Source organism: Microbacterium sp. NIBRBAC000506063 (assembly GCF_017968845.1).
Taxonomy (GTDB): domain Bacteria; phylum Actinomycetota; class Actinomycetes; order Actinomycetales; family Microbacteriaceae; genus Microbacterium.
In genome coordinates, this window is sequence record NZ_CP072876.1 from 2,193,811 (window position 1) to 2,216,747 (window position 22,937).

A 22,937-nucleotide genomic window follows, 5' to 3' on the forward strand; every position below is an offset into this window, starting at 1 on the left:
GCCGGCATCCGGCGTGAAAGGGTGGAGGCATGACGGATGAGAGCAATTCCCTGCCGCCCGAGGTGACCGACGCGATCCGCGTCCTGCTCGACGAGGCGGGGGTGACCGCGAACAAGGCGCTCATCGCCCGCATCCTCGCCACCGGGGTCATGCTCGGCACCGACGGCACCTCGCGGCTGGATCTGAAGATCACCTCGGCCGCGATCGCCGAGATGCGCGAGGCCTTCGCGCTCTTCCGTCCCTTCGCCTCCCGGCGCAAGGTGACCGTCTTCGGCTCGGCGCGCACGCAGATGGACTCGCCGTTGTATCACCGGGCGCGCGATGTCGCCGCGGCGCTCGCCGCCCAGGACTGGATGGTCGTGACCGGCGCGGGCCCGGGGATCATGCAGGCCGCGGCCGAAGGCGCCGGGACCGACATGTCCCTGGGCGTGTCGATCCAGCTGCCCTTCGAGGAGAAGCCCAACGACATCGTCGCCGATGCGCCGCGCGTCGAGATGAAGTACTTCTTCACCCGCAAGCTCATGCTCGTCAAGGAGTCGTCGGGGTTCGTGTGCCTGCCCGGGGCTTCGGCACGCTGGACGAGATGTTCGAGCTGCTGACGCTGCAGCAGACCGGCAAGGCCGTGCCGGTGCCGATCGTCCTGCTCGACGAGCCGGGCGGCACTTTCTGGACGGGCCTGGAGCGCTACGTCCACGAGCACATGGTGCCCGCGGGCGTCATCTCTCCCGACGACTTCGAGCGCGTGCTGGTCACGGATTCGGTCGAGGAGGCCGTCGCCGAGATCACCGGATTCTGGCGCAACTACGACTCGCTGCGATGGGTCGGCGACAGGCTCGTGCTCCGGATGAGGCAGGCACCCACCGACGCGCAGCTCGCCGAGCTCAACGAGCGCTTCTCCGGCGTCTGTGCCGAGGGCGGGATCGCCCGGACCGAGGCGCTGCCTGAAGAAGTCGCCGGCCGTGACAAGACGGATCTGCCGCGGCTCGTGCTCGTGCCGAAGCAGCGGCACATCGGGTCGCTGCACCACCTGATCCGCGCGATCAACGACTTCGGGTCGGATGCCGCCGGCTGATCAGCGGCATCCCTCGCCGTCATCGGTGGTCGTCGCGGCCCGTCAGTCCTCCGTGTGGAGACGGTCGCGGTGCTTCTCGTCGCGATCCTCCTTGGTCAGTACGCCCAGGGGACCGGTGACGGTGATCTCGTCCTCCCAGCACTCGATGCCCTTGACCTCGGGCAGCTGATCGCGGGTGAAGACGGGGTCCTTGCCTTCTTTGCGCTGCCGTGAATAGTTGCGGATGAGCTTGAAGGCGATCGGGGAGAGCAGCAGCACGGCGACGAGGTTGATCAGGGCCATGAACCCCATGACGCCGTCGGCGAGGTTCCAGATCAGGTCGGCGCCGGCGATGCAGCCGAGGAAGACCGCGACGATCACGAACCAGCGGAAGATCGTGAGGTAGCGCGGACTCGAGGTGATGAACTGGATGTTCGACTCGCCGTAGTAGTAGTTGCCCAGCACCGAGGTGAAGGCGAGCACGAAGATGATCACGGCCAGCAGGATGCCGGTCCAGTCGCCGAGGGCGCTGGCGAGGGCGTTCTGGGTCAGGTACACGCCGCGCTCCGCGGTGGCGAGGTCGGGTGCGGAGACGAGGATGATGAAGGCTGTGATCGAGCAGACCAGCCAGGTGTCGAAGTAGACGCCGAGGGTCTGTACGAGTCCCTGCTTGACGGGTGGGTGACCGCGGCGGTGGCTCCGGCGTTCGGCACCGAGCCGAGGCCGGCCTCGTTCGAGAACATCCCTCGGCGCACGCCCTCCATGATGATGACGCCGAGCGTGGCCCCGATCACCTGGTTCGGTCCCCACGCGTCGGTGAAGATCGACGCCGCGGCGGCGGGCAGGTGCTCGGCGTTGATGCCGACGATGATGATCCCGATGATGAGGTAGGCGAAGGCGACGGCCGGGATCGCCGCCTGCGAGATCGTCGCGATGCGTCGGATGCCGCCGAAGATCACCAGTGCGGTGAGCGTGGCGACCACGCCGCCGACCACGAAGGGGATCCACGCCGGCGAGGTCTCGCCTCCCGTGACGCCCACGATGGTTCGCGAGAGCGTGTTCGCCTGCAGGGCGTTGAAGGCGAAGGGAAGCAGATGAGCAGGGCGATGGCGAAGACGATGCCGCCCCAGCGCTTGCCCAGGCCCTTCTCGATGTAGTACGCCGGGCCGCCGCGGAACGAGCCTTTCTCGCGCACTTTGAACAGCTGGGCGAGCGAGGACTCGAACAGGCTCGTCGCTCCGACGATGAGTGCCATGAGCCACATCCAGAAGATCGCCCCGGCCCCGCCCGACGACGATCGCGGTGCCCACACCGGCGATGTTGCCGACGCCGACGCGGGAGGCGGCCGACACGGTGAACGCCTGGAACGCCGAGATGGACTGCGGTCTGCCGTGCTCGTCGAGAGGGGAGCGGTCGGTGACCGTGCGGAGCATCTCTGGAATCCAGCGGAACTGGATGAACCCGGTCCGGATGCTGAGATACAGCCCCACGCCCGCGACGAGTGGCGCGAGCACCCAGGTCCAGAGGTTGTTCTGGAAGCTTCCGAGAATGTCTGCGATGACGTCCATGCGCGAAGTATGGCGAAGATCCGCGCCGAGCGGCAGGGGTCGGCCTTCCGGGGTGCCGGAAGGAGCGGTCTTCCTCGCGCGGTGCGCGAGTTCCCGCCCACCGCGGCATCCGGTACCGTAGTACGGATATCCGCAGCGAGCGTGTGCGGATGAGAGCTGAATAGAGGAGAGTGTCATGGACATCGAGCTGAGGCTTCTGCAGACGATCGAGAAGGAGAAGGGCATCCCCTTCGATGAGCTCGTCAGCATCATCGAGCAGGCCGTTCTGACCGCTTACACCAAGCACGTCTCCGCTGACGGTGCGCCTCTGGAGGGCGTGCGCGTCGAACTCGACCGCAAGACCGGTCACGTGGCGGTCATGGAACCCGTCCTCGACGAGGAGGGCGCCGTCATCGGGGAGGCGGAGGCCACGCCTGAGGACTTCGGCCGCATCGGCGCCTTCGCCGCCAAGCAGGTCATCAACCAGCGCTTGCGCGACGTCGCCGACGATGCGGTGCTCGGCGAGTTCCGCAGCAAGGAGGGCGACATCGTCGCCGGCGTCATCCAGCAGGGCCCCAACCCCAAGATGATCCATGTCGACCTCGGCTCGGTCGAGGCGATCCTCCCGCCCGAGGAGCAGGTGCCGGGCGAGGACTACGCGCACGGCTCCCGCATCCGCGTCTACGTCACGAGCGTGGCCAAGGGCGCCAAGGGCCCTCGATCACCGTGTCGCGCACGCATCCCGGTCTTGTCCGCCGGCTCTTCGCGCTCGAGGTCCCCGAGATCGCGACGGGGCTCGTGGAGATCGTCTCGCTGGCCCGCGAGGCCGGTCACCGCACGAAGATCGCCGTGGTCGCCCATGACCCCTCCATCAACGCCAAGGGTGCCTGCATCGGCGAACTCGGTCGTCGCGTGCGCGCGGTCACCGAGGAGCTGGCCGGCGAGAAGATCGACATCGTCGACCACGACCCGGATCTGGCGACCTTCGTCGCCAACGCGCTCTCGCCGGCGAAGGTCACCTCCAGTTTCGTGCTGGATGCGACCACCAAGGCCGTGCGCGCGCTCGTCCCCGACTACCAGCTCTCGCTCGCCATCGGCAAGGAAGGTCAGAACGCGCGTCTGGCCGCCAAGCTGACCGGTGCGAAGATCGACATCCAGCCCGATTCGATCCTTGAGTCGTGACGGATCAATGCCCGGAGGGCGTTGATGCGGCATCGACTCAAGATTGAGCGAGGACGCGCAGCGACCGAGTCGAAGTCTCTCACGGCGCGGAGGGGTAAGATGGAACCCGTACGAACGTGTGTCGGATGCCGCGAACGTGCGCCCCGATCCGCCCTGCTGAGGGTGGTCGCGGAAGATTCCTCCCTCATCGTCGATGAACGGGCGAGTCTGCCGGGAAGGGCGCGTGGGTGCATCCGACCGCGGATTGCATGGAGGCCGCGCTGCGGCGTCGTGCATTCGCACGAGCACTCCGTGTGTCCGAGCCTTTGGACACGCAGACCATCGAGAAACGGCTGAACGGCTATGGAAACAAAGTGAACGGCTCGAGATGAGACCCGTCCGCGACTAGTGGTCTGCCCTGCCTGGGTAGACCGACCCAGACAGGAGAATTGTGGCTGCCAAACCACGTGTACACGAGATCGCCGCTGAACTCGGCGTCGACAGCAAGTTCGCGCTTGCGAAGCTGAAGGAGATCGGCGAGTTCGTCAAGAGTCCCTCTTCGACGATCGAGCCGCCCGTCGCGCGCAAGCTGCGTGCGGCGATCGAGGCCGACGAGTCGGCCAAGCCGGCGGCGAAGCCCGCCGAGAAGGCGGCGCCGAAGAAGCCCGCCGCGGCCAAGCCCGGACCCAAGCCCGGCCCGGCCAAGCCCGCCGCGCCCGCACCGGCCGAACCGCCGGCGAGCGAGCCGGCACCCGCGGCCGAGGCCGCTCCGGCAGCCGAGGCCGCTCCGGCAGCCGAGGCCAAGCCCGCCGCCGCTGAAGGCGGTTCGGCTCCCGCGCCGGCGCCGCGTCCCGGTGCCCCGCGTCCGGGCAACAACCCCTTCTCGTCCTCCCAGGGCATGGGCCAGCGTCCCGCCGGTCCGCGTCCGGGCAACAACCCCTTCGCATCCGCCCAGGGCATGGGCCAGCGCCCGACCCCGGGCAACATCCCGCGTCCCCAGGCGCCGCGTCCCGGTGCCCCGCGTCCGGGCGCTCCGCGTCCCGGTTCGCCCCGTCCCGGCGGCCCCGCGGCGGTCAGGGCGGTCGTCCCGGCGCACCGTTCCAGCAGCGTCCCGGCGGCGCGGGTGGCGGCGGTCGTCCCGGTGGCGGCGGTCCCGGCTTCCAGCAGCGCCCTGGCGGCGGCCCCGGTTTCGGCGGTCGTCCCGGTGGTGGCGGCGGTCGCGGTCGTGGTCCCGGCGGCGGCACGGCAGGTGCCTTCGGCAAGGGTGGCGGCAAGTCCAAGCAGCGCAAGTCGCGGCGGGCGAAGCGGCAAGAGTTCGAGATGCGGGATGCCCCGCAGGTCGGCGGCGTCAACGTCCAGAAGGGCAACGGCGAGATCATCCGCCTGCGTCGCGGTGCATCGATCGCCGACTTCGCCGACAAGCTCGAGGCGCTGAACGGCTACACGGTCCAGCCCGGCACGCTCGTGACGATCCTCTTCAACCTCGGCGAGATGGCCACGGCCACCGAGTCGCTGGACGAGGCGACCTTCGAGGTGCTCGGCGAAGAGCTCGGCTACAAGATCCAGATGGTCTCGCCCGAGGACGAGGACAAGGAGCTCCTGGAGGGCTTCGGTCTCGACCTCGAGAAGGAGCTGGAGGAGGAGAACGAGGACGACCTCGAGATCCGCCCGCCGGTCGTCACTGTCATGGGTCACGTCGACCACGGTAAGACCCGTCTTCTCGACGCGATCCGTCAGACCAACGTCATCGAGGGCGAGGCCGGCGGCATCACCCAGCACATCGGCGCCTACCAGGTATGGACGGAGCACGAGGGCATCGAGCGCGCGCTGACCTTCATCGACACCCCGGGTCACGAGGCGTTCACCGCCATGCGTGCCCGTGGTGCGCAGGTCACCGACATCGCGATCCTCGTGGTCGCGGCCGACGACGGCATCATGCCGCAGACGGTCGAGGCGCTCAACCACGCCCAGGCCGCGGGCGTTGCGATCGTCGTCGCGGTCAACAAGGTCGACAAGCCCGAGGCGAACCCCGCCAAGGTGCGCCAGCAGCTCACCGAGTACGGGCTGGTCGCCGAGGAGTACGGCGGCGACGTCCTGTTCGTGGATGTCTCGGCCCGCCAGGGCACCGGCATCCAGGAGCTTCTGGACGCCGTGCTGCTGACCGCCGACGCAGGGCTCGACCTCACCGCCAACCCCAACAAGGCTGCCCGCGGTGTCGCCATCGAGGCCAAGCTCGACAAGGGCCGTGGTTCGGTCGCGACGGTGCTGATCCAGTCGGGAACCCTCCGGGTCGGAGACGCGATCGTCGCCGGCACCGCCTACGGTCGCGTGCGTGCGATGCTCGACGAGAACGGCGACGCCGTGACCGAGGCCGCCCCCTCGCGTCCGGTCCAGGTGCAGGGTCTGAACTCCGTGCCCCGCGCCGGCGACGTCTTCATCGTCACCGAGGAAGACCGCATGGCGCGTCAGATCGCCGAGAAGCGCGAAGCCGTCGAGCGCAACGCCCTGCTGGCCAAGGCCCGCAAGCGCATCTCGCTCGAGGACTTCACCCGCGCACTCGAAGAGGGCAAGGTCGAGACGCTCAACCTCATCATCAAGGGCGACGTGTCCGGTGCCGTCGAGGCCCTGGAGGAGTCGCTCCTCAAGATCGAGGTCGACGACTCGGTGCAGCTGCGCATCATCCACCGGGGCGTCGGCGCGATCACCGAGTCGGATGTGAACCTGGCGACGATCGACAACGCGATCATCGTCGGCTTCAACGTCCGCCCCGACACGAAGGCCGCGAAGCGGCCGCCCGCGAGGGCGTGGACGTGCGCTTCTACTCGGTCATCTACGCCGCCATCGACGAGATCGAGAACTCGCTCAAGGGCATGCTCAAGCCCGAGTTCGAAGAGGTCCAGTCGGGCGTGGCGGAGATCCGCGAGGTGTTCCGTTCCTCGAAGTTCGGCAACATCGCCGGATGTATCGTGCGCTCGGGCACCATCACGCGCAACGCCAAGGCGCGCATCATCCGCGACGGCGTCGTGGTCGCCGATGGCCTGGCCATCGAGTCGCTGCGTCGCTTCAAGGATGACGTCACCGAGGTCCGCACCGACTACGAGTGCGGTATCGGCCTCGGCAAGTTCAACGACATCCAGGTCGGCGACGAGATCGAGACGACCGAGCTCGTCGAGAAGCCGCGAGTCTGATCGATGGATCGGTGAGGGGCGCCCACGGGCGCCCCTCATTCGTCACGAAGGAGAAGGAAATGGCTGGAGAACGACAGGCACGCCTCGCGGACCGCATCCGCGTGATCCTGGCCGAGCGGCTCGACAAGGGCCTGCGCGACCCGCGACTGGGCTATGTGACGATCACCGACGTGCGTGTGACCGGCGATCTGCAGCACGCCTCGGTCTTCTACACGGTGCTCGGCACCGACGAAGAGCGCGCCTCCTCGGCGGCGGCGTTGAAGGCGGCCACCGGCCTGCTGCGCACCGAGGTGGGCAAGCAGCTCAACACCCGGCTCACCCCCTCGCTGGAGTTCATCCCGGATGCCCTCCCCGAGACGGCGGGGCACATCGCCGAGCTGTTGCGCGAAGCGCGCGAGCGCGATGAGGCCGTGGCTGGTCTCGCCGCCGGCGCGCAGTACGCCGGCGATGCCGACCCCTATGTCGCGCCGCGCGAGGCGGACGAGGAGTAGCGCGCCGCGCGGAGGCGCCGGCACCACGGCATCCGGGCTTTGATCATCCTCGAAACATATGTAAAGTAGCTTGACTTTCACATTCGGATCAGGGGGATCGGAGGGCCGGGTGAAAGAAGCGACGTCGAGGCCGCAGATGGGCATGCCCACTGTCTCGCTCCTCGAACGACCGCTCATCACCCTCGATGATGTCCTGACGCTGCTGCGCGACGATGGGCTGACGGTGGCTCCGCATGTCGCCAGCGCCCTGTCGGCAGCGCTCGCCGGAGACGCGCGCGCCGTGCTCGAGACCGCCCGCATCCTCTCTGCCTCCCAGCGTTCCGGAGGGCGGTTCCTTCCCGATCCTTTGCCGCTGACCGACTCGGTTCGCCTGCGTTTCGAAGACATCGAGCTGGAGGGCTGGGAGCGCGAGGTGCTCCTGGCCGCCTCCGTGTGCGTCGACGATCGTCTCGACGGGATCCTCCTCGGCTTCGGACGCTCGATCGAGGAGCTCGTGACCAGCAGGGTGAGCGCTCTGGTCACCCTCGCGGCCGGCCGCTTCGCCTTCTCCGACGCCCGGACGCGCATCTGGGTGCACGGCACGGCCTCCCTGGAGGAGCGCACCGTGGTCCACGCGCGGCTCGCCGAGGCGTACGGACGCCTGGGCGATTCCGACCGTGCGGCGTGGCATCGCTGCCTGACGGAGTTCGGCGGCGATCCGTGCGTGGTCCCGCAGCTGATCGGGCTCGCCGACGCGGCCGCCCGCAGCGGTGAATCTGCACGCGCGTTCCGCATCGCCCGTGAGGCCGGTGCCCGCGCCCGTGGCGACGACCTGACCCGCGCTCGTGCGATCGCGGCGGATGCGGCGTTGGCCGCCGGGTGCCTCGACGACGCCGTCGAGTTGCTCGAGACGATCGGCGCGACGCATCCGTCCCGGCGCTGGAGCTTCCTGCCCTCGCTGTCGGTGGCCAAGACGCTCCGTTCGGGGCTGGCCCCGACGATGGAGCTGCTGCGCTGGCATCCGGGGGCGGACGGCGACAAGAACTGGGCGTCGTGGGCCACGCGGCCGGACTCGTGGCCGGGCTCTGCGCCGAGCGCGGCAGCCGTACGGAGGCGCGGGAGTGGCTGGCCCGTGCCCGCGATGCCGCGGTCAGGGAACCCTCGGGGCGCGTGCGTCGTGACCCGGCCGAGGCCTGGACGCTGTTCCTCCTCGGTGAGATGCCCGATCCGGAAGAGCCGGTGAGCGTCGGTCTGCTCTCGGGCACGGTCTACCGTGCGCTGCGCGCAGGACTCGAAGGAGACACGAGTGCCGGCATCCGCCTCCTCCGCGACAGCGATGCGCTCGACGAGGTGGGCACCGATCCGCTCGCCGCGGGGTTCGAGCGCACACCGATCGTCCAGGCCTATCGTGCGGTGGCCGAGTCGCTGCTGTGGCTGTGGCAGGGAGATCTCCGGGCGGCTCGCGACGCGCTCTCGCTCGCCGCGGCGAGCTATCCCGTGGCGCTTCCCTTCGCAGGTCTGGGCGTCGCCCTCGCCCGGCGTCTCGAACTGGCCGTCGACGGTCGTATCGGAGTCCTGTCGCGGGCGCTCGCGGAAGTCCTGCCGCCGACGATGCGCATCGACCAGCTGGTCGATCGTGCGCTGAGCGCCTATCTCGCCGGTGAGACGGATGCCGCGGCGGTGCAGATGTCGCTCTGGAAGGAGCGTGGCGCGGTGCAGGGCTGCTTCGCGCTGCCGGGGCTCGACGAGGTCGGCCCGCTGAGCGTGCCGGTGTCGTGGGAGCCTCCGGATGCGGCCGAGGCCCGCCGTCTGCGCGAGGTCGTGCGTGCGGCGCGGGGCGGCTCCTGGGAGCCGGAGCTGCGCAGCGTCGCCGACTCTGGCCGGGCGATCGTCTCTCCCTTCGAACGTGCGCGCGTCGAGGCCCTGCTGGGCACCGCTTATGTGCTGCGCGAGGAGTTCGCCTCGGGGCGGCGTCATCTGCGGGTCGCCCAGAGCCTGTTCGCCGAGGCAGGGGCTGGAGCCTGGGTGCGTGCGGTCGACACACGCCTCACCCGGCTGGCGGAGGCGGAGGCGGCCTCTCTGCGTGTCGAGACCGGTCCGATACCGACGCTGCCGGCGGGTGATCCGCTCGAGCGCTGCCGCATGGCGTGGGCGCCGTTGCTGACCGAGCGGGAGCTCGAGGTGGCCATGCTGATCGCCGGCGGCGCCAGCAACCGTGAGATCGCCGACCGGCTGAAGGTCTCGGTGCGCACGGTGGAGGTGCATGCCGGCCGGGCCTGCACGAAGCTCGACGTGCGCACCCGCGCGAGCCTGACGGTCCTTGCGTACCGCACCGGTCACCACGTCTGAGCGTCGGATGCCGCGGCGACCCGGGAGCGTCACGCCCGGGGCAGCGAGAGGAGCCCTTCGGAGGCTTCGACGAGGCCGTCCGCGATGAGGGAGTCGATCGCGCGATCGCGCTGTGCGGCATCCGGCCAGTCGTGCAGAACCGCGTCCAGGGCGACGGGTTCTGGGGCCGCAGCCCGCAGCGTGCGCAGGGCGGCTCCGCGGGCCTGCCGGTCCGAGCCCTCGTAGCGGGCTTGACGGCGTCGGGTGTCGCCCGTGTCGGGATAGCCCGCGGCGCGCCAGGCGCACATGGTCTGGATCGGGCACGCCTCGCAGCGGGGCGCCCTGGCGGTGCAGACGGTCGCCCCGAGCTCCATGGTCGCGGCGTTCAGCACCGTCGAGTCCTCCTCGATCGCCTCGAGGAAGGACTCCATCGCGACGAGGTCGCGCCGCGCCGGCGGGCGGGCAGAGACCGCCCGTCGATGGCCCGCGCGAGCACGCGGCGGGTGTTGGTGTCGACGACCGGGTGGTGCTCTCCGTAGGCGAAGACGGCGACGGCACGGGCGGTGTAGTCGCCGATGCCGGTAAGTGCGAGGAGGGAGCCCACATCCCGCGGGACGACGCCGTCGTGCCGATCGCGGATCTCGACCGCGGCGCTGCGCAGCCAGAGCGCGCGGCGGGGATAGCCCAGGTTCGCCCACTGCGTCACGGTCTCGGCGGGCGTCGCCGCCGCCTGCGCCGTGGGGTTGGGCCAGCGGGCGAGCCACGCCTCCATGTGCGGAATCACCCGGTTCACGGGCGTCTGCTGCAGCATGAACTCGCTCACCAGCGTGCCCCAGGCTCCGAACTCGGTGTGAAACTCCGCGCGGCGCCACGGCAGATCCCGCGCGTTCTCGCGGTACCAGGCGGCAAGCGCATTCTGAGCGCTTGCTGAGTGCCTTGCATCCGGAGTCATCATGTTTCAGCCTAGGCGGACATTCCGGGGTGCTGCCGCCCGGGTACGAGGGCAAGGAGAACGAGACGATGCGTACACATCGAGCGAGCGTGATGATCGCGGCCGCACTGGCCGCTGTCGCCCTGGCCGGATGCTCCGCGGGATCGCCCGCACCGACCACGCCGATCGAACCCGATCCGGTGCTGACCGATGACCCGGGGGCCGCTGCCGCTCCGGAGGATCCGTCGACCTGGCTGATCGACGACGCCGGGATCGGCCCGGTGGTCATCGGCGGCGACTTCGCGGCGACGCTGGGCGAGCTGCCGGAGGGGTGGAACAACGACGAGCAGTGCGCGTATCTGGCGTACTGGAACGCTCCGGATGCGAGCTACACGGCGTCCTTCTCCCAGGATGCGCAGGACGACAGCGCGCCGATCTCGCTCGTCGCCGTGTCCGTCCCCGCAGACGCGGTGACACCCGTCGGCCCGGTGACCGCCGCCGGCCTGGGCATCGGCGCGACGAAGGAGCAGGTGCGTGCGGAGTATCCGCAGGCCGAGGAGGGAGAGGCCTCGATCGGCGACGGCTCGACGTGGATGCGGGTGCCGTTCGAGGGGGAGGCCGCAATCTTCTTCCAGTACGCGCCCGATGCCGAGGAGGCCTTCGCGGTGGTCGTGACGACGCTCCTCGAGCCGCCCTACGAGCAGTGCGCCTGAGCGCCGTCGGCCGGGACGCACCCCCATTAGGCTGAGGGAGTGACAACCCCGGCATCCTGCTCGTAGACAAGCCCGGCGGCCTGACCAGTCATGACGTGGTGGCCCGCACACGGCGGGCTTTCGGCACCCGCAAGGTCGGGCACGCCGGTACGCTCGATCCGATGGCGACGGGGCTGCTCGTGCTGGGCATCGAGGGCGCGACGCGGCTGCTGACCTATGTCGTCGGCGCCGACAAGACCTATGAGGCGACCATCCGGCTCGGCGCCTCGACGACGACCGACGACGCCGAGGGCGAGACGCTCGCCCATGCCCCCGCCGACGCGTGGGAAGCCGTGACGTCGGAGCGCATCGCGGAGGAGATCGCGGCGCTCACCGGCGACATCTCGCAGGTGCCGAGCGCGGTCTCGGCGATCAAGGTCGACGGGCGTCGCGCCTATGACCGGGTGCGCGCGGGGAGGAGGTCACCCTCCAAGCGCGCGAGGTGACGGTCTCGCGCTTCGAGGTGCTCGCGCGACGGACTTCGGTCCCTGGGCCTTCCCCGGTCCCTGGGTCGTCCTCGGTCCCTGAGCTCGTCGAAGGGCCCGCGTCTTCGGTCCCTGAGCCTGTCGAAGGGCCCGAAGACCCAAGGACAGCCGAGTTCCTCGACCTGGACGTGATCGTCGACTGCTCTTCGGGCACCTACATCCGTGCGCTCGCTCGTGATCTGGGGGCCGCTCTCGGCGTCGGCGGGCATCTGACGGCGCTGCGCCGCACCCGGGTGGGTCCGTTCACGGTGTCGGATGCCGCGGGCCTCGACGATCTCGCGGATGCTGCCCTGCTCACGCCGGCCCAGGCGGCATCCGATGTCCTCGGGGCGATCGAGGTGACCGCGGAGGAGGCGCGCGATCTGCGCCACGGCAAGCGGCTCACCGGGCAGGCGCATCGCCTGACGGGGCGTCACGCGGCGGCGATCGATCCGGACGAGCTGCTCGTGGGGATCGTGGAGCGACGCGGCGATGATCTGAAGAGCGCGATGAACATGCCCGAGGAGGCTCGATGATTCTCTGGTTCACGGTCGTGCAGATCGCCGTGGCGATCGCTGCTGGGATCCTCTGCCTGGTGCTCGGCTTCGCCGGGCGCCGCCCGAGCGACCTGAGCGTCGGGAGTCTGGCGCTGGTCGAGCTGCTGCTGATCGTGCAGGTCGTGATCGCGATCATCGCGCCCTTCGCCGGCAATCCGCCCACCGGTGATCTGCTGGAGTACTGGGTCTATCTGGTCTCTGCCGTGATCCTCCCGGTCGGCGGCGTCATCTGGGCGCTCATCGAGCGCAGTCGCTGGAGCACCGTGATCCTCGGCGTGGTGGCTCTCGCTATCGCCATCATGGTCTGGCGCATGCACGTCATCTGGACGATCCAGATCGCTTGAGCGCGCGGCGAGGGTCCGCCGCCCGCCTAGATGAGTGAGTCCGTTTGCCCTGATCGGCTCTGATGCGGCGTGGACGCTGTTAACGAGGGCGGAGGGCGTTAAGCCCTGTGTGTGAAAACCGACCTCAACACCCTCCTTGTCACACTCTACGTCCATCTCGATGACCGGATCCTCCCGGCGATCGGCTGCTCGCGCGACCACACGCCGGGCCGAAAGCCGGCGCTCAACGATGTCGAGCTGCTCTGCCTGCTGGTCGCGCAGCACCTGCTCGGGATCGCATCGGACCGCAAATGGATCCGGCACGCCCGCGCTCACCTGAGAGGCATGTTCCCGGGTATCCCGAAGCAGTCCGGATGGGGGAAACGTGTCCGCCAGTCCACTGCTTTGCTGTCAGCGGTGATCACCGAACTTGCCCGCGATACCCCGTCGTGGAACGAAGTGACCCGGCTGATCGATTCCACCCCGGTGCCGTGCGGGGCGTCCCGGGAGACCGTGAAACGCTCCGACCTGGCCGGGCACGCCGGCTACGGCTACTGCGCCTCCCACTCCCGGTTCTTCTGGGGTCTCCGGCTCTACCTCGTCTGCGCTCCCGACGGCATGCCGATCATCTGGGGGCTCGCGAACCCGAAGATCGGGGAACGCGAGGCCGCCACCGCGATGCTCGATCACGACCGGCACCTCATCGCGCCGGGGCAGGTGATCGTCGGCGACAAGGGCTTCGCCGGGAAAGAGTTCGAGACCTTCGTCACCGATGACCTCGGCGCGCATCTGGTCCGCCCCGACCGCAAAGACGAGAACCCCGGTTCGGGCGCCTCGGCGGGATCCGGCAATGGATCGAGTCGGTGTTCGACACCCTCAAGGGACAGCTCACCCTCGAACAGCACGGCGGCCGCACACCAGCGGGCGTCTACTCCCGCATCGCCGCACGCCTCCTCGCCCTCGCCGCCGGCATCTGGCACAACTGGCTCAGAGGCGTGCCAGCGAAACGCTCCCTCATCGCCTACGACCACTGAAAGCAAACGGACTCACTCATCTAGGATGGAAGGCGCTATGAGCACCGTTTCCTCGCGCCCTCGGATGACCGGCATCGGCCGCGTCCTGGTGATCGTCTACGCCGTGATGGCCCTCGCCTCGACCGGACGCTCCTTCGTGCAGATCGTGCGCGACTTCGACGCCGCGCCCTTGGCCTACACGCTCTCGGCGGTCGCCGCCGTCGTCTACATCCTCGCCACGCTCGCGCTCATCCTCGCGCACAGGCCCGGCTGGTACACCGTCGCCTGGATCGCGATCGTGTTCGAGCTGACCGGCGTGCTCGTCGTCGGCACCCTGAGCCTGGTCAGCCCCGCCCTGTTCGCCCATGCCTCGGTGTGGTCGTGGTTCGGCATGGGGTACCTGTTCGTCCCCCTCGTCCTGCCGGTGTTCGGCATCTGGTGGCTGGTCTCGCATCGCCCGCAGAAGGCCGGGGCATGATCGTCTTCCGCGACCGCGCGGAGATCCCCGCGGACTTCGGCCCCTCGGCCGTCGCGATCGGCAAGTTCGACGGTGTGCACGTCGGGCATCAGGCCGTCATCGAGCGCTTGAGATCGGATGCCGCGGCATCCGGTGCCCGCGCCGTCGCCGTGACCTTCGACCGCAACCCGCTGGCCCTGCTGCGCCCGGAGCTCTGCCCCGAGAGCATCGTGAGCCTGGAGACCAAGCTCGAACTGCTCGCGGAGCTCGAACTGGACGCGACGCTGGTGCTGACCTTCGACGAGGAGTTCGCTGCACTCGCGCCCGAGGAGTTCGTGCAGAGCTATCTTGTCGACGCGCTCGGTGCGACGACAGTGCTCGTCGGCGACGACTTCCGCTTCGGTCGCGGCGGCGCGGGAAACCCGGCTTTGCTCGCAGAGCTGGGCCCGCAGCACGGCTTTCGCATCGACGTCATCCAGGACGTCCTGCTCCCGGACCTGGAGCGTCGCGTGTCGTCGAGCTGGATCCGCGAGCTGCTCGCCGAAGGCGATGTCGCCGGGGCTGCGCGGGTGCTCGGGCGACCGGTGGCGGTGCGCGGCGAGGTCGTGCACGGGCACAAGCGCGGGCGGGAGCTCGGGTTCCCCACGGCGAATTTGTCGCCCCTGACGGATGCGATCGTCCCGGCCGACGGCGTGTACGCAGGTTGGCTCGACGACCACGACACCGGCATCCGGCATCCGGCGGCGATCTCGGTCGGCACGAACCCGACGTTCGACGATGTGCTCACCCGTCAGGTGGAGGCGCACGTGATCGATCGCGACGACCTCGACCTCTACGGGCACCGCGTGACGGTGGAGTTCGCGCAGCGTCTGCGCGGAATGGTCGCCTTCGAGGGCATCGAAGCGCTCAAGGAGAAGATGAGCGCCGACGTCGTCGAGGCGCGCGAAGTGCTCGCCGCCCGGCCCTGAGCATGTCCGGTCGTTGAGCGAGCACCGCCGGAGGCGACCGAGACGAAACGCCTTGGCGTGTCCGCGATCGACGCCAGGGCGTTTCGTCTCGGTCGCCTTCGGCGTCCTCGCTCAACGACCGGAAAGGGCGCCTCGCTCAACGACCGGGGGCGGGGTTGTGTTGCGCACGCCGGGTGTTGAGCGCGGGGATGCACTGCTCGTGCTCATATGCGCATGCTGGTGCGCGGATGGCGGTGCGCGCCTAGGCTGGTCTTGAAGGAGGTGCGCATGGACGACGAGCTGCTGATGGTCCGGGTGGCCGAACTGACCTACGACCAGGGCAAGTCCCAGGCCGAAGTCGGCGCACTCCTGAAGATCTCGCGATGGAAGGTCGGGCGACTCCTCGCCCGCGCCCGCGAAGAGGGCATCGTGCGCATCGAGATCGTGCATCCGCGGGCGCGCCTGCTGAGCCTCGAACGAGAGTTGAGCGCACGATTCGGCCTCGCCGGCGCCGCGATCGTGCCGGTCTCCGAAGACTCCGAGAGCACACTCGAGCGGGTGGCCGTCGCCGCTGCCGACCTGCTCGCCGCGATTCGCCCGACGCCGCGCGTGCTCGGTGTGAGCTGGGGGCGTACCCTCGCGGCGGTGGCCGAGGCGCTTCCCGAGGACTGGGCGACCGGCATCTCCGTCGTGCAGCTCAACGGCGGAGTCAGCCTCAACCGGCGCTCGGGCGGCGCGGCATCCGTCGCCATGACGATCGCGCAGCGCGGGGGAGGGCAGGCGACGCTGCTGCCGAGCCCCGCGATCCTCGAAAGGGTCGAGACGAAGGAGGCGATCGAGTCCGATCGCACCGTCGCCGGCATCCTCGACGCCGCGGCCCGCGCGCAGGTGCTCCTCTTCTCCGCCGGCCCCTGCGACCACTCCTCGGCGCACATCGAGAACGGCTACCTCAGCCCCGACGACATCGACGAGCTCAGCCGCAGGGGCGCCGTGGGCGACGTGCTGGGCCGCTACATCGACGCCGACGGCAACATCGTCGATCCGCAGCTGGACGCCCGCACGGTCGGCGTCGGCCTCGATCGCCTGCGCGAGGCGACGACCCCCTCGATCTTCGTCACCATGGGCGGCGCGAAGTACGACATTGCGCGTACAGTCGTGACCAGCGGGCTGTGCAGCGTCCTGGTGACCGATGAGATGACGGCCCGAGTCCTGTTGGAGGAGAAGTGACGGTCAAGGAAACCAGCCGCAGCAGCGCCCTGGCGGTGCTCGGCGCCGCCCCGATGAGCAGACGCTGCGGCGTTTCCTGCACGGGCTTCCCGGCGTCGACGCCGTCGGGCTCGAGCAGCGCGCGGCCTCTCTCGGAACCCGCTCGATCAAGACGAGCTCGAAGCAGTGGGCGCTGGAGAAGATCATCCGGCTCATCGACCTGACGACCCTCGAGGGCGCCGACACACCGGGCAAGGTGCGCTCCCTCGTGTCGAAGGCGAAGCATCCGGATGCCGCAGACCCGACCTGCCCGCCCGTCGCCGCGGTCTGTGTCTACGGCGACATGGTCGGGCACGCCGTCGACGCGCTCGGCGCCGCGCACGGCGACCCGGATGACGGCGCGATCTCGGTCGCCGCGGTGGCCACGGCCTTCCCGAGCGGCCGCGCATCGCTCGACATCAAGCTCGCCGACACGGCCGACGCCGTCGCCGCAGGCGCAGACGAGATCGACATGGTCATCGACCGCGGCGCCTTCCTGACCGGCAACTACGGTCTGGTCTTCGATCAGATCGTGCAGGTAAAGGAGGCCTGCCGACGCGCCGACGGCACCTACGCCTCTCTCAAGGTCATCCTCGAGACCGGCGAGCTGAACACCTACGACAACATCAAGCGCGCCTCGTGGCTGGCGATCCTCGCCGGCGGCGACTTCATCAAGACCTCCACGGGCAAGGTGCAGCCGGCGGCGACGCTGCCGACGACGCTCCTCATGCTCGAGACCGTGCGCGACTGGCATCGCCTCACGGGGGAGAGGATCGGGGTGAAGCCTGCAGGCGGCATCCGTTCGTCGAAGGATGCCGTGAAGTACCTCGTCACCGTCGCCGAGACGACCGGCGAGGAATGGCTGCAGCCGCACCTGTTCCGCTTCGGCGCTTCGAGCCTGCTCAACGACGTGCTCCTGCAACGTCAGAAGATCACCACCGGTCACTACTCCGGTGCCGACTACGTCACGATCGACTAAGGGAACGAAAACATGTCATTCCTGGAATATGCACCGGCTCCCGAGTCGAAGGCGATCCTGAACCTCCGTGAGAGCTATGGCCTCTTCATCGATGGCGAGTTCGCAGGCGGCGGCGGCACGCCCTTCCAGACGATCTCGCCGTCCGACGAATCCGTGATCGCCACCGTGTCCGCGGCCGACGAGGCGGACATCGACCGCGCCGTCGCGGCGGCACGTCGCGCCTACGACAAGGTCTGGTCGAAGATGAGCGGCCGCGACCGCGGCAAGTACCTCTTCCGCATCGCCCGTCTCGTGCAGGAGCGCGCTCGCGAGCTGGCCGTCGCCGAAAGCCTCGACAACGGCAAGCCGATCAAGGAGAGCCGCGACGTCGACGTGCCGCTCGTGGCGGCCTGGTTCTTCTACTACGCCGGATGGGCAGACAAGCTCGATCACGCCGGGCTCGGCGCGAACCCGCGGTCACTAGGTGTGGCCGGTCAGGTCATCCCGTGGAACTTCCCGCTGCTCATGCTCGCGTGGAAGATCGCCCCGGCGCTCGCCGCGGGCAACACGGTCGTGCTCAAGCCCGCCGAGACCACGCCGCTGTCGGCGCTGCTGTTCGCCGAGATCCTCCAGCAGGCGGACCTGCCTCCCGGTGTCGTGAACATCGTGACCGGAGCGGGAGCCGCGGGCGCGGCGCTCGTGCGGCATCCGGATGTCGACAAGGTCGCCTTCACCGGCTCGACCGGCGTCGGTCGCGACATCGCCAAGGCGGTCGCCGGTACGCACAAGAAGGTCACCCTCGAGCTCGGTGGCAAGGCCGCCAACATCGTCTTCGACGACGCGCCCCTCGAGCAGGCCGTCGAGGGCATCGTCAACGGCATCTTCTTCAACCAGGGGCACGTGTGCTGCGCGGGCAGCCGCCTGCTCGTGCAGGAGTCCATCCACGACGAGGTCATCGACCGTCTCAAGTCGCGCCTGTCGACCCTGCGGCTGGGCGATCCGCTCGACAAGAACACCGACATCGGGGCGATCAACTCCGCCGCGCAGCTCGACCGCATCCGCGAGCTCAGCGCGATCGGCGAGCAGGAGGGCGCCGAGCGCTGGAGCGCCGACTGCGTCATCCCCGACAAGGGCTTCTGGTTCGCGCCGACGATCTTCACCGGCGTCGAGGCCTCGCACCGCATCGCGCGGGAAGAGGTCTTCGGGCCCGTGCTGTCGGTGCTGACGTTCCGCACGCCCGCCGAGGCCATCGCCAAGGCCAATAACACCCCCTACGGCCTCTCGGCAGGGATCTGGACCGACAAGGGCTCGCGCATCCTCGCCGTGGCCGACAAGCTGCGCGCCGGTGTCATCTGGGCCAACACCTTCAACCGCTTCGACCCGTCGAGCCCCTTCGGCGGCTACAAGGAGTCCGGCTACGGCCGCGAGGGCGGACGCCACGGGTTGGCTGCGTACCTCAAGCCGGCCTCCCGGTCGTTGAGCGAGCCGAAGGCGAGTCGAAACGCAGAGACGAAACGCAGCACCGCGAAGGGAGCACGAGCATGAGCAAGCGCCTCAGCATCCCCAAGACCTACAAGCTCGCGATCGGCGGGAAGTTCCCCCGCAGCGAGTCCGGCCGCACCTACGAGGTGCTCTCCGCCAAGGGCGACTTCCTCGCCAACGCCGCTCTGGCTTCGCGCAAGGACGCCCGCGACGCCGTCGTGGCCGCCCGTGCCGCGGTCAAGGGGTGGTCGGGGGCGACCGCCTACAACCGCGGCCAGGTGCTCTACCGCATCGCGGAGCTGCTCGAGGGGCGCCGTGCGCAGTTCGTCGACGAGATCGTCGCGCAGGAGGGCGTGAGCGCTTCCGCCGCCGGCGCCCAGGTCGACGAGGCCATCGATCGGTGGGTCTGGTATGCGGGCTGGTGCGACAAGTACGCGCAGGTCGCCGGGAACGCCAACCCCGTCGCCGGGCCCTACTTCAACATCTCCGTACCCGAACCCACCGGCATCGTCGCGATCGTCGCGCCGCAGGACACCGCGCTCCTCGGACTCGTCTCGGTCATCGCCCCGGCGCTCGTCACCGGCAATGCCGTCGTCGTGATCGCCAGCGAGCGGCATCCGCTCTCCGCGATCAGCCTCGCCGAGGTGCTGGCGACATCCGATGTCCCCGGGGCGTCGTCAATGTGCTCACCGGCTCGCCCGCCGAGATCGCCCCGTGGCTGGCCTCGCACGCCGATGTCAACGCGATCGACCTCGCCGGGGCGGCGGAGACCGACTGGGTCGACCTTCAGATCGCCGCCGCCGACACCCTCAAGCGGGTGCTCGCGCCCGAGCCCGACACGGCCTCGGTGCCGCTGAGCGTGGACCGGATCACGGCCTTCACCGAGACGAAGACCGTCTGGCACACGAAGAGCCTGGTGTAGAGGCGGCCGCGGTCGGGAGCGGCGATACAGTGCCGACTACAGCCGTAACACTCGCCCCTCGCGGCCAGGACGCGCATAGGCTCGATGCGTCTTGGTGCGTTGCCCGAGTGGTCAGGGAGCGGCCTGCAAAGCCGTGGACACGGGTTCGAATCCCGTACGCACCTCTCTTGCGCGTGAGTGTGTCGCTAGGGTCGAAGCATGGACCTCATCGACAATCCCGCCGCGCGATCACGAGCGGGAGGGCTCGTCGCTGTCGCCGCGCTGGTGGTGCTTCTGACGGGCTGTCAACCCGAACCGCTTCCGACCGACGAACCGACCCTTGAGCCTTCGCCCACGCCGTCGATGAGTGAGAGCCTCCCGGCCGAGCCGGAGGAGATCGCGCTGCCCGGCGACTGCGGCGAGGTGTTCGACGAGGCCTTCACCGCCGACATGGAGTCCGCGAACCTCCCGCTGAACGACCCGGGGCTCACCATGCCGTCCGCAGAGCTTCCCGGAGCGCTCGACCTCCTCGAGACAGTGCCCGCGCTGCGCTGCACATGGGGGACTCCCTCCGAGGTGGGGATCGCGACGACGGTCGCGCTCGTGACACCGGAGCAGGCGTCCGCGCTCCTCACCGAGGCGCAGGCGAACGAGTTCGCGTGCGCGGCGGCCACCGATGCCGAGACCCGGTGCACGTTCCTGCTCGAGGGCGGCGACGACGAATTCGGCACCTTCCGTCAGGGTGGGGAGTACGTCCTGCGCGACAACGTGTGGATCGCGACCCAGTGGCTGAACGTGGAGATTCCGGAATACGCCGACCACGCCGTCGCGATGATCTGGGACTGAGCGCCCCGATGGCGTAAACTGGACGCAGGCTCGATTCCTCGGTGCCGTGCGCTGTCGGCACGGGCGGTGCGAGCTGCTGCCCGCAGTCCTGGCGCACGCCACAAGCGGGCATGGAGTAAGACCCCGACGCCTGCAGGCGTCCTGTGATTCAGGCTCAGGAGGAGCATGCCGACTACGGCACCCGCCGCTCAGCGGCGAAAGAAGACCTCGCGTCGAGACGACGAGGCACCATTGATCCCGATCCTCGCGCGCAAGGTGCGCGAGACCGAGGCCAAGGCCCAGCGCGGCAAGCTGGGCCCGACCAACCGCGTCAAGTTCCAGGTGATCGCCTTCCTGGTGCGTGAGGAGCGCGCCCGCGTCAAGGCCGACACCGAGCTGACGGATGCCGCGCGAGCAGAGCTCCTCAAGCGACTCGACGGCGTGGCGACCATCCTCGCCAAGACCGCGGCCCGAGACACCTCTCTCATCCAGCTGCTCGAGGCCGACCAGGCCACGAGCCCCGTCGCCAAGCGCATGCGACGCGATTGGCTGCTGGAGTCGGGTGCCGAACTGCCGCCCGAGGAGCTCATCATCACCGACGCGGCGCCTGCGGCCAAGGCGCCCGTGGTCCCCGAGGCGCTCGCCGAGCGCCAGGTGATCCCGCCGGCGGTCGAGTCGCGTCAGCTCGCGAACCCCTTCCTGGCCCCCGATCTCACCCCGCGGCCCGCCGCGACCCCCCGCCGTCGTCTGGACGACTGGGAGCTCATGGGCCCCCTGTACAAGGCGTTCGAGACGGGCGCCGGCGGCGCCTCGGCGAGCATGGAGCTGCCCGAACCGCCCGAGTACGACCGACTCTCGCCCAAGGGGCGCGAGATCATGGTGCACCAGTCGCGGTTCCTGGAGTCGGTGCGCGAAGGGCATCGCTCGTTCCTCCTGGCAGATGAGCCGGGCCTGGGCAAGACCGCACAGTCGGTGCTGGCGGCATCCGTCGCCGGTGCCTACCCGCTGCTGGCCGTTGTGCCCAACGTCGTGAAGATGAACTGGGCGCGCGAGGTCGAGCGCTGGACGCCGCAGCGCCGCGCCACCGTCATCCACGGCGACGGCGCCGACATCGACGCCTTCGCCGACATCTTCATCGTCAACTACGAGATCCTCGACCGGCACCTGTCGTGGCTGAGCTCCATCGGCCTCAAGGGGATGGTCGTCGACGAGGCGCACTTCATCAAGAACCTCACCTCGCAGCGCTCGCAGAACGTCCTCGCCCTCGCCTCGCGCATCCGCGAGCAGGTGCGCGATCCGCTCATGCTCGCCCTCACCGGAACCCCGCTCATCAACGACGTCGAGGACTTCGACGCGATCTGGCGGTTCCTGGGCTGGACGACGGGCGACAAGCCCGGCCCCGTCCTCATGGAGAAGCTGGATGCGACCGGCCTCACCCCGCCGACAAGGCCTTCTACGCCGAGGCGCGCGACGCCGTGATCTCGATGGGAATCGTGCGGCGCAAGAAGAAGGATGTCGCCGCCGACCTCCCCGACAAGCTCATCGCCGACCTCCCCGTGGAGCTCGACGACGAGTTCGGGCGCTCGATCCGCCAGGCCGAGCGCGAGCTGGGGAGCGGCTGGCCGCCAAGTACCGCCGCATCATCGAGTCCCGCGGAGACCGCGGGCTGGCTCCCGGCGAGATCGACGACGACATCGTGCGCCTGGTCGCCCACAACGAGCTCGAGGAGTCCAAGGCCGCCGGTGCCGGGGAGACAACGTCTTCACCATGGTGCGCAAGATCGGTCAGGCCAAGGCCGGGCTCGCCGCCGACTACGCCGCGCAGCTGCAGCGCTCGGTGGGCAAGGTCGTGTTCTTCGCGAAGCACATCGACGTCATGGATCAGGCCGAGGCGCACTTCGCGGCCTCCGGCATCCGATCGGTGTCGATCCGCGGCGACCAGACGACCCCCGCCCGCCAGGAGGCCATCGACGCCTTCAACGGCGACGAGAGCGTCGGCATCGCCGTGTGCTCGCTGACCGCCGCCGGCGTGGGGCTGAACCTGCAGGCCGCGTCCAACGTGGTGCTCGCCGAGCTGTCGTGGACCGCCGCCGAGCAGACGCAGGCGATCGACCGCGTGCACCGCATCGGACAGGACGAGCCGGTCACCGCGTGGCGCATCATCGCCGCGCACACGATCGACACGAAGATCGCCGAGCTCATCGACCAGAAGCAAGGACTGGCCGCGCGCGCACTCGACGGCGACACGTCGGATGCCGCGGCAAGCGAGTCCGTGCAGCTCGCCGCTCTCATGCACCTGCTGCGGGAGGCGCTCGGCTCGGCATGACCCCCTCGGCGT

The 22,937-nt window shown here is 69.4% G+C and carries 11 protein-coding genes, 1 tRNA gene and 11 pseudogenes; 20 read left to right on the top strand and 3 right to left on the bottom strand.

The features are described from left to right. Positions 1–29: 29 nt before the first annotated feature. Positions 30–1,072, top strand: a pseudogene (locus tag KAE78_RS12470) (TIGR00730 family Rossman fold protein). Between the two features lie 42 nt (positions 1,073–1,114). Here the strand turns inward: KAE78_RS12470 and KAE78_RS19870 are convergent. Both KAE78_RS19870 and KAE78_RS19875 read right to left on the bottom strand, forming a co-directional pair. Continuing rightward, positions 1,115–2,091: pseudogene (locus KAE78_RS19870) on the bottom strand (alanine:cation symporter family protein). Beyond that, positions 2,007–2,871 (bottom strand): annotated as a pseudogene (locus KAE78_RS19875) (alanine:cation symporter family protein). Before KAE78_RS19875 ends, KAE78_RS19870 begins: the two co-directional pseudogenes overlap by 85 nt. Between KAE78_RS19875 and nusA the strand changes: the two are divergent. From nusA to KAE78_RS12505, 6 genes and pseudogenes are all read left to right on the top strand, one after another. Beyond that, positions 2,795–3,780: pseudogene (gene nusA, locus KAE78_RS12480) on the top strand (transcription termination factor NusA). The pseudogenes KAE78_RS19875 and nusA sit on opposite strands and share 77 nt — an antisense overlap. A 99-nt stretch (positions 3,781–3,879) precedes the next feature. Next, positions 3,880–4,151 (top strand): annotated as a pseudogene (locus tag KAE78_RS12485) (YlxR family protein). A 59-nt stretch (positions 4,152–4,210) separates the two neighbouring features. Then, positions 4,211–6,947: pseudogene (infB, locus tag KAE78_RS12490) on the top strand (translation initiation factor IF-2). Between the two features lie 59 nt (positions 6,948–7,006). After that, entirely contained in the window at positions 7,007–7,438 is a 432-nt protein-coding gene (rbfA, locus tag KAE78_RS12495; protein WP_223171060.1) for a 30S ribosome-binding factor RbfA, read from the top strand. 136 nt (positions 7,439–7,574) lie between these two features. Beyond that, positions 7,575–8,660 carry a hypothetical protein gene (locus KAE78_RS12500; protein ID WP_223171061.1) on the top strand — a complete coding sequence of 362 codons (1,086 nt, stop codon included), beginning with the start codon at positions 7,575–7,577 and terminating at the stop codon, positions 8,658–8,660. Then, entirely contained in the window at positions 8,588–9,766 is a 1,179-nt protein-coding gene (locus KAE78_RS12505) for a helix-turn-helix transcriptional regulator (RefSeq protein WP_223171062.1), read from the top strand. Before KAE78_RS12500 ends, KAE78_RS12505 begins: the two co-directional genes overlap by 73 nt. A gap of 29 nt (positions 9,767–9,795) precedes the next feature. Here KAE78_RS12505 and KAE78_RS12510 read toward each other — a convergent pair. Next, positions 9,796–10,697 (bottom strand): annotated as a pseudogene (locus KAE78_RS12510) (A/G-specific adenine glycosylase). Positions 10,698–10,726: 29 nt separating this feature from the next. Here KAE78_RS12510 and KAE78_RS12515 point away from each other — a divergent pair. The 13 genes and pseudogenes from KAE78_RS12515 to KAE78_RS12575 all read left to right on the top strand — a co-directional run bounded on the left by KAE78_RS12515 (position 10,727) and on the right by KAE78_RS12575 (position 22,925). Beyond that, positions 10,727–11,389 (top strand): hypothetical protein, encoded by a 663-nt coding sequence (locus tag KAE78_RS12515; RefSeq protein WP_223171063.1) that lies wholly within the window; start codon positions 10,727–10,729, stop codon positions 11,387–11,389. 53 nt (positions 11,390–11,442) lie between these two features. Then, positions 11,443–12,428, top strand: a pseudogene (gene truB / locus KAE78_RS12520) (tRNA pseudouridine(55) synthase TruB). Beyond that, positions 12,425–12,793, top strand: coding sequence for a hypothetical protein (locus KAE78_RS12525; RefSeq protein WP_223171064.1), 369 nt, complete (start codon positions 12,425–12,427; stop codon positions 12,791–12,793). The pseudogene truB and the gene KAE78_RS12525 overlap by 4 nt, the downstream one beginning before the upstream one ends. Positions 12,794–12,904: 111 nt before the next feature. Next, a pseudogene (locus KAE78_RS12530) lies at positions 12,905–13,806 on the top strand (IS982 family transposase). A gap of 64 nt (positions 13,807–13,870) precedes the next feature. Next, positions 13,871–14,263, top strand: a complete 393-nt coding sequence (locus tag KAE78_RS12535; RefSeq protein WP_223171065.1) for a hypothetical protein — start codon at positions 13,871–13,873, stop codon at positions 14,261–14,263. Further along, the gene (locus KAE78_RS12540; protein ID WP_223171066.1) at positions 14,260–15,210 is read left to right on the top strand and encodes a bifunctional riboflavin kinase/FAD synthetase; all 951 of its coding nucleotides are present in this window, start codon (positions 14,260–14,262) and stop codon (positions 15,208–15,210) included. Before KAE78_RS12535 ends, KAE78_RS12540 begins: the two co-directional genes overlap by 4 nt. A 267-nt stretch (positions 15,211–15,477) precedes the next feature. Then, a complete protein-coding gene (locus tag KAE78_RS12545; protein WP_223171067.1) occupies positions 15,478–16,416 on the top strand; it encodes a sugar-binding transcriptional regulator in 939 nt (312 codons plus the stop codon). A gap of 64 nt (positions 16,417–16,480) precedes the next feature. Further along, positions 16,481–17,413 (top strand): deoxyribose-phosphate aldolase, encoded by a 933-nt coding sequence (gene deoC, locus KAE78_RS12550; protein ID WP_317451928.1) that lies wholly within the window; start codon positions 16,481–16,483, stop codon positions 17,411–17,413. A gap of 12 nt (positions 17,414–17,425) precedes the next feature. Then, positions 17,426–18,937: an aldehyde dehydrogenase family protein gene (locus KAE78_RS12555; protein WP_223171068.1), complete on the top strand. Its 1,512-nt coding sequence runs from the start codon at positions 17,426–17,428 to the stop codon at positions 18,935–18,937. Beyond that, a pseudogene (locus tag KAE78_RS12560) lies at positions 18,934–19,796 on the top strand (aldehyde dehydrogenase family protein). The gene KAE78_RS12555 and the pseudogene KAE78_RS12560 overlap by 4 nt, the downstream one beginning before the upstream one ends. 93 nt (positions 19,797–19,889) lie before the next feature. Next, positions 19,890–19,960, top strand: a tRNA-Cys gene (locus tag KAE78_RS12565). 34 nt (positions 19,961–19,994) lie between these two features. Next, entirely contained in the window at positions 19,995–20,621 is a 627-nt protein-coding gene (locus KAE78_RS12570) for a hypothetical protein (RefSeq protein WP_223171069.1), read from the top strand. A gap of 165 nt (positions 20,622–20,786) precedes the next feature. Continuing rightward, positions 20,787–22,925, top strand: a pseudogene (locus tag KAE78_RS12575) (DEAD/DEAH box helicase). Positions 22,926–22,937 lie beyond the last annotated feature (12 nt).